The 16,772-nt window shown below is 54.6% G+C and carries 13 protein-coding genes; 3 read left to right on the top strand and 10 right to left on the bottom strand.

All coding sequences use genetic code 11. The features are described from left to right. Nucleotides 1-2: 2 nt before the first annotated feature. Nucleotides 3-419 (bottom strand): CopG family transcriptional regulator, encoded by a 417-nt coding sequence (locus AC5TBW_RS05130; RefSeq protein WP_495511036.1) that lies wholly within the window; start codon nucleotides 417-419, stop codon nucleotides 3-5. A 296-nt stretch (nucleotides 420-715) separates the two neighbouring features. On the opposite strand from AC5TBW_RS05130, the gene gpgS reads away from it, so the two are divergent. Together gpgS and gpgF are read left to right on the top strand one after the other, a co-directional pair. Further along, entirely contained in the window at nucleotides 716-1,834 is a 1,119-nt protein-coding gene (gpgS, locus tag AC5TBW_RS05125; protein WP_495511035.1) for an N-acetylglucosaminyl phosphatidylglycerol synthase, read from the top strand. Continuing rightward, nucleotides 1,812-2,855 carry a glucosaminyl phosphatidylglycerol flippase gene (gene gpgF / locus AC5TBW_RS05120; protein WP_495511034.1) on the top strand — a complete coding sequence of 348 codons (1,044 nt, stop codon included), beginning with the start codon at nucleotides 1,812-1,814 and terminating at the stop codon, nucleotides 2,853-2,855. The genes gpgS and gpgF overlap by 23 nt, the downstream gene beginning before the upstream one ends. A 48-nt stretch (nucleotides 2,856-2,903) precedes the next feature. On the opposite strand, the gene sucD is transcribed toward gpgF, so the two are convergent. The 9 genes from sucD to sdhC all read right to left on the bottom strand — a co-directional run bounded on the left by sucD (nucleotide 2,904) and on the right by sdhC (nucleotide 14,706). Further along, nucleotides 2,904-3,776: a succinate--CoA ligase subunit alpha gene (gene sucD / locus AC5TBW_RS05115; RefSeq protein WP_064233850.1), complete on the bottom strand. Its 873-nt coding sequence runs from the start codon at nucleotides 3,774-3,776 to the stop codon at nucleotides 2,904-2,906. Further along, the gene (gene sucC / locus AC5TBW_RS05110) at nucleotides 3,776-4,942 is read right to left on the bottom strand and encodes an ADP-forming succinate--CoA ligase subunit beta (protein ID WP_008958560.1); all 1,167 of its coding nucleotides are present in this window, start codon (nucleotides 4,940-4,942) and stop codon (nucleotides 3,776-3,778) included. Before sucC ends, sucD begins: the two co-directional genes overlap by 1 nt. 146 nt (nucleotides 4,943-5,088) lie before the next feature. Then, nucleotides 5,089-6,528, bottom strand: coding sequence for a dihydrolipoyl dehydrogenase (lpdA, locus tag AC5TBW_RS05105; RefSeq protein WP_495511033.1), 1,440 nt, complete (start codon nucleotides 6,526-6,528; stop codon nucleotides 5,089-5,091). Between the two features lie 126 nt (nucleotides 6,529-6,654). Beyond that, nucleotides 6,655-8,250: a 2-oxoglutarate dehydrogenase complex dihydrolipoyllysine-residue succinyltransferase gene (odhB, locus tag AC5TBW_RS05100; RefSeq protein ID WP_495511032.1), complete on the bottom strand. Its 1,596-nt coding sequence runs from the start codon at nucleotides 8,248-8,250 to the stop codon at nucleotides 6,655-6,657. 38 nt (nucleotides 8,251-8,288) lie between these two features. Further along, the gene (locus AC5TBW_RS05095) at nucleotides 8,289-11,123 is read right to left on the bottom strand and encodes a 2-oxoglutarate dehydrogenase E1 component (RefSeq protein WP_495511915.1); all 2,835 of its coding nucleotides are present in this window, start codon (nucleotides 11,121-11,123) and stop codon (nucleotides 8,289-8,291) included. Between the two features lie 349 nt (nucleotides 11,124-11,472). Then, nucleotides 11,473-12,183: a succinate dehydrogenase iron-sulfur subunit gene (locus AC5TBW_RS05090; RefSeq protein ID WP_495511031.1), complete on the bottom strand. Its 711-nt coding sequence runs from the start codon at nucleotides 12,181-12,183 to the stop codon at nucleotides 11,473-11,475. 27 nt (nucleotides 12,184-12,210) lie between these two features. Continuing rightward, the gene (gene sdhA, locus AC5TBW_RS05085) at nucleotides 12,211-13,983 is read right to left on the bottom strand and encodes a succinate dehydrogenase flavoprotein subunit (RefSeq protein WP_495511030.1); all 1,773 of its coding nucleotides are present in this window, start codon (nucleotides 13,981-13,983) and stop codon (nucleotides 12,211-12,213) included. A gap of 4 nt (nucleotides 13,984-13,987) precedes the next feature. Further along, the gene (sdhD, locus tag AC5TBW_RS05080) at nucleotides 13,988-14,335 is read right to left on the bottom strand and encodes a succinate dehydrogenase, hydrophobic membrane anchor protein (protein ID WP_495511029.1); all 348 of its coding nucleotides are present in this window, start codon (nucleotides 14,333-14,335) and stop codon (nucleotides 13,988-13,990) included. After that, nucleotides 14,329-14,706 carry a succinate dehydrogenase, cytochrome b556 subunit gene (gene sdhC / locus AC5TBW_RS05075; protein WP_240716118.1) on the bottom strand — a complete coding sequence of 126 codons (378 nt, stop codon included), beginning with the start codon at nucleotides 14,704-14,706 and terminating at the stop codon, nucleotides 14,329-14,331. The genes sdhD and sdhC overlap by 7 nt, the downstream gene beginning before the upstream one ends. A gap of 507 nt (nucleotides 14,707-15,213) precedes the next feature. Between sdhC and gltA the strand changes: the two genes are divergently transcribed. After that, nucleotides 15,214-16,500 (top strand): citrate synthase, encoded by a 1,287-nt coding sequence (gene gltA / locus AC5TBW_RS05070; RefSeq protein WP_495511028.1) that lies wholly within the window; start codon nucleotides 15,214-15,216, stop codon nucleotides 16,498-16,500. Nucleotides 16,501-16,772 lie beyond the last annotated feature (272 nt).

Below are 16,772 nucleotides of genomic sequence, written 5' to 3'. Positions count from 1 at the left end.
CTTCAGTGGATGCGATCTGCCAGAGCGGCCTTAACCGCTTTGCTGGCATTAAGTGCCCCCAGTACGACCACTGACTCGATAGTGGCGAGAGCAAGCTCAGGCGTTACGTCATCGGCAATGCTGGCCATGCCCAGCACCTGAATCTGTAACTTCTCCCCGGCTGACTGCAGGGCTTCTAAATCCGCACGGCTGTAATGCTCAAGACCCAACACAAACGCCTTTCGAGTCACGGTTTCCTTAACGACCTCGGCATGGGTCGACAACTGATTGCGAATAGCGGTGCGAATCAGGTCGGTCCGGTTGGAGTAAAAACCTTCCTGAACCAACAAATCGATCTGCCCCAGGTCGACCACTCCAAGGTTGATAGTGATTTTCTCACTGGAATCACCGCCCTTACGGCGCATTTCATGCACGCTCATGTGTCGTTCCTCATTGTGCTTAGTAGCCAGGCATCTCTCGCTTGGCTTAAAACATCTAGACTCCACCCCAAAAGGCATCCAAATGGATTCCATATACCATCCATATGGATGTTATATTAGCTCAGGTTTGCCAAGAGTCAATAAATAAACAACAGAAAACGACTCACTGGTGTATCAATGGGGGGAGAAGTTGTAAGGGAGTAGCAGAAAATAAAAGCTTCGGCTCAACTGTCGCTGAACTGACTTATTTCTCCTTTATGGTGAAACGATGACACTCTTTGTGGTCGGAGGTTAGCTTGCACATTGCCGATGTGACGATGTTCCATGCGCCCGCCAGCGGCGGTGTGCGTACCTATTTACAGGCCAAACACCGAGTTTTTTCGCATTTTCCACAGCTGCGTACCAGCCTGCTGGTACCTGGGCCGGAGCGCGATAGCCTGGGCGACCATCACACTTTACCAGCGCTACACCTGCCTTTAGGCCAGGGGTATCGTTTCCCGCTGCGAGGTTCCCCCTGGCGCGATGCCCTGATTGATCTAAAGCCTGATCTCATTGAAGCAGGCGACCCGTACGTAACGGCCTGGGCTGCACTCGCCGCAGGTCAACGGCTCGGCGTGCCGGTGGTAGGCTTCTATCACTCTGATCTTCCACGTTTGATGGGTGATCGCTTAGGGCGCTACGTTGAGAAGCGCTTAACCCGCTATGTAGCGGACCTTTATAGTCGTTTCGATAGCGTATTGGCGCCCTGTAACGCGATGGCAGATCGGCTGCGCGACTGGGGCGTCGATAATGTTCGCGTGCAGCCGTTGGGGGTCGATTTAGCGCAATTTAATCCTCAGCAGCGTGACCCGACTTTCCGACAGAGCATGGGCATCCCCAGTGATAAAAAGCTGCTGATCTTTGTGGGACGCAACTCCCGCGAGAAAAATATCGATGTCCTGCTGGCGACGATGCGTCAGCTAGGCAGCGATTACCATTTGCTGCTGATGGGTCCCGGCATGCCGCATCACGTGCCCAGCAACGTCACCATTGTGGATCGCTGCTGTGGCGCCCACGAGGTAGCGACAGCACTGGCCAGTAGCGACGCACTGTTGCACGCAGGCACCCGTGAAACCTTCGGCTTGATTGCCCAGGAAGCCATGGCCTGTGGCATTCCAGTGGTGGCAGCCAGGGCCGGGGCGCTGGCTGAAAACGTGCCGCTGGGTGCGGGTATTTTATGCAAGCCGCTCGATCCTGCTGCCATGGCTGAGGCCTGTGTAGCGCTGTTTAGTAATGATGTCGCTGCTAGCGGGCGCTATGCGCGTCGCCATGTAGAGCGCCACTTCAACTGGGATGGCGTTATGCACTCACTGCTTGAGCACTATCAGCAGCTTTGCCACGGCAGCCAACCCTATGCACTCCACCAACACCACTAGTCGTCGCCAGCTACTAAAGTGGCGGCCTATTCACGGAGTGATGATTGGCTTGGCGCTGATGGCGCCGCTGGTGCTCACCGCCTGGTTGGGAGGAGCCGAGGCGCTTCAGCGCGTCAAACACTTCCCACTTGGGTTGCTGCTATTGATGCTGGTGATGGCCTTTCTGTGCTGGAACCTGAATGCGGCGAGGCTGCGTTTGATGCTGGGTGGCCGGGCAGGCAGGCTCGGCCAGCGCGGCGCGCTAGGTATTGAATTGGCGGCTAAGTTTGCGCTGTGCGCCACCCCAGGCGGCAGCGGTGGCCCAGCGACTCTATTGTTACTGCTTGCACGGCGCGGCTTTCCGCCTGCCAAAGGCGCGGCAGTGTTTCTGATTGATCAAGGCTGTGACTTACTGTTCTTCTTGGCCATGTTGAGCGGCCTGGTGCTCTTTTCAGTGCTCAGCGATGCCCAATGGCCACACCAATCGCTCGTACAGTGGGCGCTGGTGGGGTTAGCATTCATGGCGACACTGGTGAGTGTGGTCATGCGCTATCTGCCAAATCTACTGCGCTCCCCTGGCGTGAACACGCCGTGGCCAAGCCAGTATCGCCGCCGCTGGCTCGCACGGCGCCTATTGCGCTGCCGGTATGCGCTCAAGGTGACGCTAGAGCTGCCGCGCACGACGCTTCTCGCGATGATGCTGTTGACCACCGCTCATTGGCTGATGCGCTACAGTTTGCTCTATTTGGCGGTACTGGGAGTAGGCGGCCATGCAGACTGGATGTGGACCTTCTTAACTCAAATGCTGGCGATGGCCGCGAGTCAGCTTAGCTTTCTGCCTGGGGGCGCAGGTGCCGCTGAGGTAGGCGTTGGAAGCCTGTTGCTGCCGTTAATGGAGCGCGAGCAGGCCGCAGCAGCGGTATTGGTGTGGCGATTGGTCAGCTATCATCTTTATTTGGCGGCAGGCGCCCCGCTGTTTGTGCTGTATAGCTATCGCATGCTGCGTCGCTCACCAACGCGACAAACCTGTAGAAATGAATAAGGGCGCCCCGAGGGGCGCCCTTATAGCGTGCAGCTAAACGTTCATGGCTTACCAGCCAGTCACTTCTTTCAGCGCATCGCCGATTTCAGCCAAAGAGCGCACGGTTTTGACACCGGCGTCTTCTAGCGCAGCAAACTTCTCGTCAGCGGTGCCTTTACCGCCAGAGATGATTGCGCCCGCGTGGCCCATACGCTTGCCAGGAGGTGCAGTCACACCGGCAATGTAGGAAACCACTGGCTTGGAAACGTTGGCTTTGATGTAAGCCGCAGCTTCTTCTTCTGCCGTACCGCCGATTTCACCGATCATAACGATGGCTTCGGTTTTCGGGTCTTTCTCGAACATCTCAAGGATGTCGATGAAGTTGGAACCCGGAATCGGGTCACCGCCGATACCTACACAGGTAGACTGACCAAAACCGTGATCAGTGGTCTGCTTAACGGCTTCATAGGTCAAGGTACCAGAACGAGATACGATACCTACGCGGCCCGGCTGGTGAATGTGACCCGGCATGATGCCGATTTTGCATTCGCCTGGAGTAATTACACCGGGGCAGTTCGGACCGATCAGGCGTACGCCCAGCTCGTCACATTTCACTTTCGCTTCGAGCATGTCTAGCGTAGCGATGCCTTCAGTGATGCACACAATCAGCTTGATACCGGCGTTGGCCGCTTCAAGGATTGAGTCTTTACAGAACGGCGCCGGTACGTAGATAACACTGGCTTCCGCGCCGGTTTTCGCTACCGCTTCTTTCACGGTATTGAAAACGGGCAGACCGAGGTGCTCTTGGCCGCCTTTGCCCGGCGTAACACCACCGACCATTTTCGTGCCATAGGCAATCGCCTGCTCGGAGTGGAACGTGCCCTGGCCACCGGTAAAGCCCTGGCAGATGACCTTGGTGTTCTTATCGATCAGGATGCTCATTACTTGCCCTCCGCCGCTTTAACGACCTGCTGAGCCGCGTCGGTCAGACTAGTAGCCGCGATGATGTTCAAACCGCTAGATGCTAGTTTTTCAGCACCCAGTTCGGCGTTGTTACCTTCCAGACGTACGACAACCGGTACATTGACACCCACTTGCTCAACGGCACCGATAATGCCTTCAGCAATCATGTCGCAACGTACGATACCGCCGAAAATGTTAACCAGTACGGCTTTAACATTGTCATCCGAGAGGATGATTTTGAACGCTTCTGCCACACGCTCCTTGGTGGCGCCGCCGCCAACGTCCAAGAAGTTAGCGGGCTTGCCGCCGCTCAGGTTGACGATGTCCATGGTACCCATGGCCAAACCTGCGCCGTTAACCATGCAGCCGATGTTGCCATCGAGCGCTACATAGTTAAGTTCCCACTTCGCCGCATCGGCTTCACGCTGATCTTCTTGTGAAGGATCACGCATGGCCTGCAGGTCAGGGTGACGGTATAGCGCGTTGCTATCCAGACCCAGTTTGGCGTCGAGGCAGTGCAGATTGCCTTCTTCAGTGACAACCAGCGGGTTGATTTCCAGCAAGGCCAGGTCTTTGTCGTGGAACAACTGAGACAGACCTAAGAAAATCTTGGTGAACTGCTTGATCTGGTCGCCTTTCAGGCCCAGCGCAAAGGCTAGCTCACGCGCTTGGTACGGCTGTGCGCCGACCAGCGGATCGATTTCTGCTTTGAGAATCTTTTCCGGTGTCTCTTCTGCAACCGTCTCGATCTCTACACCACCTTCGGTAGAGGCCATGAAGACCACACGACGGGTGGTACGGTCGACAACGGCACCGAGATACAGCTCGTCGGCGATGTCAGTGCAGGTTTCAACCAAAATCTTGGCAACCGGCTGACCTTTTTCGTCAGTCTGGAAAGTGACCAAGTTCTTGCCCAGCCACTTTTCAGCAAAGGCTTTAGCTTCAGCCGGATCTTTGATCAGCTTAACGCCACCCGCTTTACCACGGCCACCGGCGTGCACCTGGGCTTTAACTACCCACATGTCACCACCGATTTTTTTGCAAGCCTCTTCCGCTTCTTCGGGAGTGTCGACTGCAAAGCCTTTAGACACTGGTAGACCATAATCGGCAAACAGCTGTTTACCTTGATACTCGTGAAGATTCATCGATTCATGCCATTGGTTGCATGTGACTCGAACGATGATCAGCTTCTAAAAAACTGGTCATCCCCGTTCTTTCGATCTTTGCGGATTAAGACAAAGCCGAAAGTTTGCGCCACCCATAAAAGGTGGCGCTTCGTTGTTTAACTAAATTACTTACGCTTCTTGCGATTGGCCATATGAATTGCGTGGCCATCCACCGCAAGCGCTGCTTCGTGAACAGCTTCCGACATGGTCGGGTGCGCGTAGCAGGTCAGGGCCAGATCTTCGGCGCTAGAGCCGAATTCCATGGCAATCACGCCTTGGGCGATCATCTCGCCAGCGTGTTGACCCACGATGTGCATACCGAGAATACGGTCAGTTTCCGCATCGGCGATAATTTTGGCACTGCCTTCGGTGGCATTGTTAGCCATCGCGCGACCGCTTGCCGCAAACGGGAAGGTGCCGGTTTTGACTTCAATGCCTTTCGCTTTAGCGTCTTGCTCAGTCATACCCACCCAAGCCACTTCCGGGTAGGTGTAGATAACGCTAGGAATGGTGTCGTAGTTCATCTCGGCTTTATGGCCAGCGATGATATCTGCCACCATAATGCCCTCTTCAGAGGCTTTGTGCGCCAGCATCGGGCCGCGTACACAGTCACCGATGGCGTATACGCCTGGAACGTTGGTACGGCACTGGTCGTCGACAAAGATGAAGCCACGCTCATCCAGCTCAACGCTAACACCGTCGGCAATCACGCCTTTGGTGTACGGGCGGCGGCCGACACAAACGATGAGTTTATCAAACGTCATCTCTTGTTCGCCGTTGCCATCGCTGTATTTCACAACGACTTCTTCGCCTTTGACCTCAGAACCGGTCACGCGAGCGCCCAGTTTGATATCCAGACCCTGCTTTTTGAGCAGCTTCTGTGTCTCTTTGGCAACGGTAGCATCGACCATCGGCAGGAAGGAGTCCATGGCTTCAAGTACGGTGACTTCTGAGCCCAGACGGTTCCATACGCTGCCCAGCTCAAGACCGATGATACCAGCACCAATCACACCCAAACGCTTAGGCGTTTCGGTGAATTCAAGTGCGCCGGTAGAGTCGACAATCAAGCCTTCGGTCAGCGGGGTCGGCGGAATTTCCACCGGTACTGAGCCCGCAGCAATAACGATGTTGTCGGCATCATAGGTAGTGGTGTTGCCGTCGTTGTCGGTGACTTCGACCTGCTTGCCGGAAACCACTTTACCGGTACCTTCGATAGCGGTAACGCCGTTGGCCTTGAACAAGCCTGAAATGCCGCCGGTCAAGTTCTTAACGATCTTGTCCTTGCGCGCCATCATCTTGGTAACGTCCATGGAAACGTCGCCAGCCTGAATGCCCATATCGTCGAAATCGTGCTTGGCCTCAACAAACTTGTGGGACGCTTCAAGCAACGCTTTAGACGGGATACAGCCTACGTTCAAGCAAGTGCCGCCGTGAACGACCGTACCTTCTTTACCAATCCATTTTTCAATACAGGCCGCTTTCAGGCCCATCTGTGCAGCACGAATGGCGGCAACGTAACCACCAGGGCCGGCACCGATAACGATCACATCAAACTTATCAGCCATGTTGGCTCCTTTAGCTTGCTTGCCTCCCCCCACTTAAACTCGAAGCGGGCGGGAGGCTGTGTGCGATTGCAGATAAATCCTGGTTAAGCAGTAGCGTACTCAGTCAATATGACGCTTATGCTCTTTTTAGACGTCCAGCAACAAACGTGCTGGATCTTCCAGCAATTCTTTTAAAGTAACCAAGAATTGAACGGCGTCTTTGCCGTCGATCATGCGGTGGTCATAAGATAGCGCCAGATACATCATCGGGCGAATCTCGACCTTGCCGTTGACTGCCATCGGACGATCCTGGATTTTGTGCATGCCCAGAATAGCGGTTTGCGGCGGGTTGATGATCGGGGTCGACATCAACGAGCCAAAGGTGCCGCCGTTGGTGATGGTAAAGGTGCCGCCGATCATGTCGTCCATGCCCAGCTTACCGTCACGACCACGCTTACCGAAATCGACAATCGTGCGCTCGACGTCAGCAATTTTCATGCTGTCCGTGTCACGCAGCACCGGCACGACCAAACCACGGTCGGTGGAGACAGCAACGCCGATATCCTGATAACCGTGATAAACGATGTCGGTACCGTCGATTGAGGCGTTCACATCCGGATAACGCTTGAGCGCTTCAGAAGCTGCTTTTACAAAGAAGCCCATAAAGCCCAGCTTGATATCGTGAGCTTTTAAGAACGTCTCTTTGTACTGCGCACGCAGGGCCATGATCTCGGTCATGTCCACTTCGTTGTAAGTGGTCAGCATGGCAGCGGTTTGCTGCGCCTGAACCAAGCGCTTGGCGATGGTCTGACGGAGTCGGCTCATCGGCACGCGCTTCTCGATGCGCTCACCTTCGGCAGCCGGTGCAGCGGCAGCTTTCGCCGGTGCAGCCGATTTTGCTGTTTTCTTGGCGGAACCGTCTTTGACCGCTTTCTGAACGTCTTCTTTCAAGATGCGGCCACCTTTGCCGGTGCCCTCAATCTTGGCAACGTCCAGGTCGTGCTCGGCCACCATTTTACGTGCGGCCGGAGCGAGGATTTTGTCACCGACTTTCTCGTCGGCGCCATCATCGTCACTGCCGCTATCGGCTTTAGCAGGTGCTGAATCGCCGCCGCTTTCGCTACCACTGTCGCCACCGGCACCTTCGGTGAAGGTCGCAAGAATCGCTTCGGATTCGACCTGGCTACCCTCTTCGGCTTTAATTTCAGCCAGGGCGCCATCGGCCGGTGCCACGACTTCCAGCACGACTTTGTCAGTTTCGATGTCGGCCAACACGTCATCGCGCTTCACCGCTTCGCCGACTTTTTTGTGCCAGGTCGCTACGGTGCCTTCCTGAATAGACTCAGGGAAGCTGGGCGCTTTGATATCGTGCTTCTTGCCGCCAGCGCTACCACTGCTGGCCGGCTTGTCTTCGGATGGTTTGCTGTCGGCTTCTTCTTTCGGCGCTTCAGAAGCACTTTCTTCTTTCTTGCCACTGTCTTTGTTGCCACTGTCGCCAGAGGCACTGCCTTCACCAATTTTGCCTAATACCTGCTCTGACTGAACGGTATCGCCCTCTTCGGCCATTACGTCGGTCAGGGTACCCGCTTCCGGTGCGACAACTTCGAGTACTACTTTGTCGGTTTCGATTTCAACAATCAGCTCGTCACGCTCAACGCTGTCACCCGGCTTTTTATGCCACGCCGCCACTGTGCCTTCGGCAACGGATTCCGGAAATGTTGGCGCTTTGATCTCAGTAGCCATGTCGTTTCCCTTATATGTTCTCTAAATCCGGTGGCCGCTTATAAATTAAAAGCGTCTTCCACCAGCTGGCGCTGCTGTTCAGTGTGGACGGACATATAGCCAGCTGCTGGAGCAGCAGAGGCAGGACGTCCTGCAAATTTCAACTCGCGTCCGAAGCCATCTTTCAGCATATCGGCCACTGCACGCATATTGTGCTGACTAGAGTACCAAGCACCCTGATTTAGAGGCTCTTCCTGGCACCACACAATGTCTTCTACGTTGGTATAGCCTTGTAGCGCTTCCAGAAGCTCTTCTTTCGGGAAGGGGTAGAGCTGCTCAAGGCGTAAAATTGCCGTGTCATGACGCTCATTCTCAGCGCGCCAAGCGGCTAAGTCGTAGTAGACCTTGCCAGCACATAGCACAACGCGGGTGACCTTCTCAGGAGCAAGATCGGCTTGATCAGCCAGTACCATATGGAACTTGCCGTGAGCCAGATCTTCAAGACTCGAGATCGCTTCTTTGTGACGCAGCAGCGACTTAGGTGTCATTACCACCAGCGGCTTACGCAGCGGACGGATCACCTGACGACGCAGTAGATGATAAATCTGCGCGGGCGTGGTCGGTACACAGACCTGCATGTTGTGCTCAGCACACATTTGCAGGAAACGCTCCAAGCGTGCCGAAGAGTGCTCCGGGCCCTGGCCTTCGTAGCCGTGTGGTAACAACATGGTTAAACCACACACCCGGCCCCACTTCGTCTCACCTGAAGAGATGAACTGGTCAACGACCACCTGGGCACCGTTGAAGAAGTCACCAAACTGGGCTTCCCAGATCACCAAATCATTCGGCGCGGTGGTTGAGTAACCGTACTCAAACGCCAGCACCGCTTCTTCCGAAAGAAAGGAGTCATGAATGGTGAAACGCGGCTGGCCATCTGACATATTCTGCAGCGGAACGTAGGTAGTACCGTCTTTCTGATTATGTACAACCGCATGGCGGTGGGAGAACGTACCGCGCCCAACGTCTTGCCCGGTAATCCGAATTGGATGTCCCTGCTCTAGCAGTGTGGCGTAGGCCAGGGTTTCAGCGAAGCCCCAGTTAAGCGCCAAACCACCGGCCTGCATTTTACGGCGATCTTCATAAATCTTGGCGACTTGGCGCTGAACGTCGACGCCATCCGGCACCTCGCACATGCGGGCAGCCAACTGCTGCAGACGCTTCATATCAAACGTCGTGTCCGCATCGCCGGTCCATTCGTGGCCCAGGTAAGGTGCCCAGTCAACGAATAGAGAAGCATTGGGCTCTTGCACCAATGCATTGGCCACGTGGTTACCCGCCACCAGGTCATCACGATAGGTTTCGACCATCGCTTTAGCAGCGTCTTCAGAAAGCACACCCTGATCAACCAGGCGCTTGGCATATAGCGAGCGCGCTGAGGGGTGATCCTTGATCTTGGCATACATCATCGGCTGCGTGCCTGACGGCTCGTCAGCTTCGTTATGACCACGACGACGGTAGCAGACCAGATCGATCACCACGTCTTTCTTAAACTGCTGACGGTAATCAAGAGCTACTTGGGTGGCGTGCAGCACTGCGTCCGGGTCATCGCCATTGACGTGAAAAATAGGCGCTTGAACCATCTTGGCAATATCAGTGCAGTATTCGGTAGAGCGTGCATCCAGCGGATGCGAGGTGGTGAAGCCCACTTGGTTGTTAATCACAATGTGGACGGTGCCACCGGTTTTATAAGCACGGGTCTGGGACATCTGGAATGTCTCCATTACCACGCCTTGGCCGGCAAACGCCGCATCGCCGTGAACGTTGATCGGTAGCACCTTGCTACCCTCTTCGTCGTTACGACGGTCCTGACGAGCACGCACTGAGCCTTCAACTACGGGTGCCACGATTTCCAGGTGCGATGGGTTGAACGACATCGCCAAATGGACTTCGCCGCCTGGAGACATGACGTTCGAACTGAAGCCCTGGTGGTACTTCACATCACCTGAACCACGTTCAATGACTTTCTTGCCGTCGAACTCATCGATCAAGTCAGTTGGGTTTTTACCCAAAATATTGACCAACAGGTTGAGTCGACCACGGTGCGCCATACCGATGACCACTTCCTTGGTGCCATAACCGCCAGCACGCTGGATGAGTTCATCCATCATCGGTACAAAAGACTCACCGCCTTCAAGACCAAAACGTTTGGTACCCGGATACTTGGATGCCAGGTAATTCTCCAAACCTTCGGCGGCCGTCAAGCGTTCCAGTACGTGCTTTCGCACATCGGCGCTAAAATCGGGCGCGCTGCGTACCGACTCAAAACGGCGCTGCAACCAACGTTTCTCTTCCGTATCGACGATATGCATGATCTCGCAGCCGATGGAGCGGCAATACGTACGCTCCAACGCATCAACGATGTCACGCAGTGGCGCTTTGTCGATACCTAAAAAGAAAGAACCGGTTTGGAACTCGGTGTCCAGATCAGCTTTTGAGAGCTGATGGAAAGACAGATCGAGATCGGGGACGGGGGTGGGATTACGCAGTCCTAGCGGGTCGATATTGGCCTTTTGATGGCCACGAAAGCGGTAAGCGTTAATCAGCTGCAGGACTTTCACCTGCTTTTTATTCTCACCGCTATCGGCAGCGGCAACTACACGGCCAGGACGACTTTCACGCCCCAACTGGTAGAACTGATCACGGACTGGGCTTAGTGGAACATCGTGGGAGGCACTGCCCTCGGGGCGCGGCAACTCATCAAAATAGCTGCGCCATTCGTCAGGGACAGACTCAGGATCGGCGAGGTACTGCTCGTAAAGCGCTTCCACGTAGTGAACATTGCCGCCACTAACGTGAGAGGAACGCCACATCAACTCCATTATGCCTTGTTGCATCTCTCGGTCACCCTGCACTGATGGGGTGGTATCGGTATCGTCGCAAACATGCGGCGACATCGCTATTGCCCTGCCGGCGGGGCGGGACGTTTGCCGGCGGCGCCGGCCAACGGCCGGAAACCCTGTTCATCTAGCTATTCGTCGTCTAACGGTCATACGGTGTTTCGTCTTCAGTTCATGCTCGAAAGCCGGTACCCAAGGCACCGGCTTTCAAACTTGTCTGATCAGCGGTGCGACGTGACGCCGCACCGCGTGACAAACCCTATGATAACAAGCGAAGCGCCAGGATTTAAGTGGCATTGTCACCCAACTTAAGTGGCACACGCTTTTTTACTCAATTGTCATATACTTAGGTAGCATCAGCGAGAAGCATTTCGCGAATTTTACCGATCGCCCGAGTGGGATTAAGGCCTTTTGGGCAAACCGCCACACAGTTCATGATGCCACGGCACCGAAATACCGAGAACGGATCTTCCAGATCATTCAAACGCTCACGAGTGGCCGTATCACGAGAATCGGCTAAGAAGCGGTAAGACTGCAGCAGACCCGCAGGACCTACGAATTTCTCCGGATTCCACCAGAACGACGGGCAAGACGTTGAACAGCATGCGCATAGAATGCACTCATACAAGCCATCAAGCTTGTCACGTTCTTCCGGCGACTGCAGGCGCTCAATGGCCGGCGCAGGCGTGTCGTTCTGCAGGTACGGCTGAATACGCTCGTACTGCTTATAGAACAAGCCCATATCGACAACCATGTCGCGAATAACCGGCAAGCCCGGCAGCGGGCGCAGAACCAGCTTGTTGTTTTTAACAACGTCTGACAGCGGGGTAATACACGCCAGGCCGTTTTTACCGTTCATGTTCATGCCGTCAGAACCGCAGACGCCTTCGCGGCAGCTGCGACGAAACGCCAGGCCGCTATCTTGCTCCTTCATCATATGAAGGACATCCAGCACCATCACATCGCGGCCTTTGGTATCGACCTGAAACTCCTGCATGTAAGGTGCGGAGTCGGTTTCCGGATTGTAGCGGTATACGGATACCTGAAGATTGGACATTGTGACTCCCTCTCGTCAATGCGGAGTTTAGTAGGTACGAACCTTAGGCTCGAACGTATCAACAGTTTTCGGTTTGAAGTTAACGTCACGCTGCTTCAACTGCTTAGTTAGCGGGAAGAAGAGTGAGTGCTTCAGCCAGTTGACGTCATCACGGTCTGGATAGTCGTAGCGCGAGTGGGCGCCGCGGCTCTCTTTACGCTCAAGGGCAGCGATCGCCGTCGCTTCTGCCACTTCCATCAAGTTATCAAGCTCTAACGCTTCTACACGCGCAGTGTTGAAGGCATTGGACTTGTCAGGCAGGTAGGCGTTGGCGATGCGCTCACGCAGCAGCGCTAACTTGTCGACGCCTTCCAGCATGTTCTTCTCTTCGCGGAATACGCCAAAGGAGGTCTGCATGATTTCCTGAAGCTCTGCTTTCAGCTCAGGAATGCTTTCGCCACCCTCAGACTCGTTCCAACGCGTGATGCGCTTCATGGCCGATTCAATGTCAGACTCGGAAGCATCCAGGTACTCAATACCCTCGTTCAGCGCGCCTTCGATAAACATGCCGGCGGCACGACCGAAGACCACCAGATCCAGCAGCGAGTTACCGCCCAAGCGGTTAGCACCGTGAACAGAGACACACGCCGCTTCACCACAGGCAAACAGACCGTTAATGATATGGTCGTTACCGCTGTCATCCTGGGTAATCGCCTGGCCGTGGATGTTGGTCGGAATACCGCCCATCATGTAGTGGCAGGTCGGCACAACCGGGATCGGGTCTTTTGCCGGATCGACATGGGCAAAGGTCTTAGAAAGTTCAACGATACCGGGCAGACGTTTGCCAAGAACTTCTTCACCCAGGTGATCAAGCTTCAAGAAGACGTGATCGCCCTTCTCGCCACAGCCACGACCTTCCAGGATTTCCATGACCATCGAACGAGCAACAACATCACGGCCGGCCAAGTCTTTGGCGTTCGGCGCATAACGCTCCATGAAGCGCTCGCCGTCCTTATTGATCAGGTAACCACCTTCACCACGGCAACCTTCTGTGACCAGCGTGCCCGCACCGTAAATACCGGTCGGGTGGAACTGCCACATTTCCATGTCTTGCATCGGGAAGCCAGCACGCAGTGCCATGCCGATACCGTCGCCGGTATTGATCAGGGCGTTAGTCGTGGAGGCGTAAATACGGCCTGCACCACCGGTCGCGAGTACCGTGGCCTTGGATTTAACGTGAACCACTTCGCCCGTCTCGATGCACATGGCGATACAACCGACCACGTCACCGCTAGCGTTTTTGACCAGATCAACCGCATACCACTCGTTGAGGAATACGGTGTTGTTCTTCAAGTTGTTCTGATAGAGCGTGTGCAACAGCGCGTGACCGGTACGGTCAGCCGCCGCACAGGTACGTGCCGCCTGACCACCTTCACCAAAGTTCTTCGACTGACCACCGAACGGGCGCTGATAAATGCGACCGTTATCCAAACGCGAGAACGGCAGGCCCATGTGCTCGAGCTCGAAGACTGCTTTCGGGCCTTCAGAACACATATATTCAGCCGCGTCCTGGTCAGCGATATAATCGCCGCCTTTAACGGTGTCGTACATGTGCCAGCGCCAGTCATCATTCGGGTCATCGGACGCGATAGCGCAGGTAATACCACCCTGGGCAGAAACGGTGTGAGAGCGGGTCGGGAAAACTTTCGATAACACGGCCGTCTTTTTACCGGACTTTGCCAGTTCCAAAGCAGCTCGCAGGCCAGAGCCACCGCCACCAATGATAATGGCGTCAAACGTCAGGCTATGCAGATTAGACATGTAATCAAGCTCCCCACAGAATTTGAATGCCCCACACCAAGTACACGAAAATGCCCAGGATGATGACAGCTTGGACACCCACGCGCAGGCGAGTGGACTTGAGATAGTCGGTGGTGACGGTCCACAGACCGATCCAGGCGTGTGCGGCTAAGGCGACAAACGCCAGCAGCGAGAAAATCCGCATCCACGTCTGATTGAACAGGCCGCTCCACACGTAATAGTCGAGGTCGGGATTAAACAGCAGGAAGCCAACGATAAAGACCGCATAGAGGGCCAGGATCACCGCGGAAACGCGCTGCATCAACCAGTCTGAAAGCCCACTACGGCCAAAACTTGTGATGTTAGTTACCATACCCAAACTCCTGCCAGAATAATCAGAACGGCACTGACCACGACGGTGATCTGCGCTTTTTGTACGCCACCTTCAAGGGTCACACCAATATCGGCATCCATCAGCAGGTGCTTAATGCCTGCGACAAAGTGAAATGCCAAGGCGGACAGCAGCCCCCAAGCGATCAACTTAGCCAAAAAGTTATTGGCCAGCGCATCGCTAACGGCGTCAAAACCCGCCGGAGATGACAAGGATTTACCCAGCGCCCAAAAAGCGAAGATCAGGCCAACGAACAGGATGACACCCGTAATACGGTGTGTAATCGACGTCAGGGCCGGCAGTGGGAAATGTATCGTAGTAAGGTCTAGGTTTACGGGTCGTTTGCTATTCACGGCTTTGTACACACTCTCTTGGCCCGCTCTGCGACAGGTCGGGCATGGCCCGAGCGGGCAGTGGTTGCTGGAAGGGGCTCGGCCGTTGCCAAGTCGGGCACGACCACCTACCTGCCGGTCGCGCGCCGAGGATTATAAGAACCTTCGCCCCCGCTTACAAACCGAACTCAGGCCTAACTCGACTATGGTGCAAGAAAATTGCCACCTTCCTGAGTCGATTTTGCGCTGCAGCATGGTTATAGTGACAGTAGATTAGCAATTTGATAAGCCTGTTAACATGGCATGGTAACCTACCAACAACCTTCTGGCGCCTCGTTACAGTTATATTGTAGGTGTTTTTACCATATACAAAAACTATTCATAACAACAATATTTGTACAACCTGTGGCTAGCGCTTAGGCTAATTGACAAAATGTCGCACACTTCTATAGTGGGCAAGCCTTTTCGCCGGCGCGGTATGCGCAGCAACGACTTTACGTCCCAACCCGAATTCGAAAGGAGGCCAGCATGGCTGACAGGAAAGCGACATTGACGGTAGACGGTCTTGATAAACCGATCGAACTACCCATGTATTCCGGTACACTTGGCCCCGACGTCATCGACGTACGCGGCCTAGGCGCCGAAGGCCTGTTCACCTACGATCCCGGCTTTATGGCCACCTCTTCCTGCCAGTCTGCCATCACCTATATTGATGGCGGCAAGGGCGTACTGCTTCACCGCGGCTACCCCATTGACCAGCTGGCCAAAGAGTCTAATTTCGTAGAAGTGTGCTACACCCTGCTGTTTGGTGAGCTACCCAACGATGAGCAGTACGCAGATTTTGAATCGCGCATTCGTAACCACACCATGGTTCACGATCAAATCAACAACTTCTTCAAAGGGTTCCGCCGCGACGCTCACCCGATGTCTATCTTGTGTGGCGTAGTGGGTGGCTTAGCCGCCTTCTATCACGACCATATGGACATTACTCAAGAAGAAGATCGCATCATCAGCGCGATTCGCCTGATTGCCAAAATGCCTACACTGGCGGCAATGTCGCACAAGTACAATGTGGGTCAACCGTTCAACTATCCGCGCAATGACCTGAGCTATGCAGAGAACTTCCTCTACATGATGTTCAGCAACCCGTGCGAAGAGTACAAAATCAACCCGGTATACGCGAAAGCCATGGACCGCATCTTTATGCTGCATGCGGATCATGAGCAGAACGCCTCTACCTCTACGGTCCGCCTCGCAGGCTCCACGGGGGCTAACCCGTTCGCCTGTATCAGCGCAGGTATCGCGGCACTTTGGGGCCCCGCTCACGGCGGTGCAAACGAAGCCGTACTGGCCATGCTTGACGAAATCGGCGAAGACTCCGAAGAGAACATTCAGCGCTTTGTTGACAAAGCCAAGGATAAAGACGATTCGTTCAAGCTGATGGGCTTTGGTCACCGCGTCTATCGCAACTTCGATCCGCGCGCCAAGGTAATGAAAGAGACCTGCGACGAAGTTCTCGCAGAACTCGGCATGGCCGACGACCCGCAACTTAAAATCGCCAAGCGTCTTGAGCAAATCGCTCTTGAAGACGAGTACTTCATTGAGCGTAAGCTTTACCCGAATGTTGATTTCTACTCCGGCATCATTCTGAAAGCGATGGGTATCCCAACCAATATGTTCACCGTTATCTTCGCGGTGTCGCGCACCATTGGCTGGATCTCCCATTGGCACGAAATGCTCAGCGAAAGCTACAAAATCGGCCGTCCGCGTCAGCTTTACATTGGTCACGACCAACGCGACTACCCGAAAAAATAAATCATCCCCGTTTGATAGTACGATCAAAGGCCACCTTCGGGTGGCCTTTTTGTGTATGACCCAATACATATTTATATTTCGCAGCAGCGCCCTCCGCTTGCCTACGAACACAACGCCCACACCAGCTAACAACAGGCATCTTGATCATACTCGCCCGATAGAGGCTCTCCCTGGTCTTATCGAACCCCCTAGGGTAAGAGCAAGGGAAAGCCGCCTATCGATAAGCCCTCGCCGTTTGGCTAGCGGTGATTCGACTTTTTTAGATCAGCAAT

The sequence above is a fragment of the Vreelandella sp. ssv genome (assembly GCF_059448525.1).
This window is presented reverse-complemented; position numbering and strand designations above follow the sequence as displayed.

Bases quoted from the DNA above. Each gene is read 5' to 3' on its own strand.
- gpgF (WP_495511034.1), top strand. From the start codon at position 1,812: ATGCACTCCACCAACACCACTAGTCGTCGCCAGCTACTAAAGTGGCGG.
- sucC (WP_008958560.1), bottom strand. From the start codon at position 4,942: ATGAATCTTCACGAGTATCAAGGTAAACAGCTGTTTGCCGATTATGGT.
- gltA (WP_495511028.1), top strand. From the start codon at position 15,214: ATGGCTGACAGGAAAGCGACATTGACGGTAGACGGTCTTGATAAACCG.
- sdhD (WP_495511029.1), bottom strand. From the start codon at position 14,335: ATGGTAACTAACATCACAAGTTTTGGCCGTAGTGGGCTTTCAGACTGG.
- sucD (WP_064233850.1), bottom strand. From the start codon at position 3,776: ATGAGCATCCTGATCGATAAGAACACCAAGGTCATCTGCCAGGGCTTT.
- AC5TBW_RS05090 (WP_495511031.1), bottom strand. From the start codon at position 12,183: ATGTCCAATCTTCAGGTATCCGTATACCGCTACAATCCGGAAACCGAC.
- AC5TBW_RS05130 (WP_495511036.1), bottom strand. From the start codon at position 419: ATGAGCGTGCATGAAATGCGCCGTAAGGGCGGTGATTCCAGTGAGAAA.
- lpdA (WP_495511033.1), bottom strand. From the start codon at position 6,528: ATGGCTGATAAGTTTGATGTGATCGTTATCGGTGCCGGCCCTGGTGGT.
- odhB (WP_495511032.1), bottom strand. From the start codon at position 8,250: ATGGCTACTGAGATCAAAGCGCCAACATTTCCGGAATCCGTTGCCGAA.
- sdhA (WP_495511030.1), bottom strand. From the start codon at position 13,983: ATGTCTAATCTGCATAGCCTGACGTTTGACGCCATTATCATTGGTGGC.
- AC5TBW_RS05095 (WP_495511915.1), bottom strand. From the start codon at position 11,123: ATGCAACAAGGCATAATGGAGTTGATGTGGCGTTCCTCTCACGTTAGT.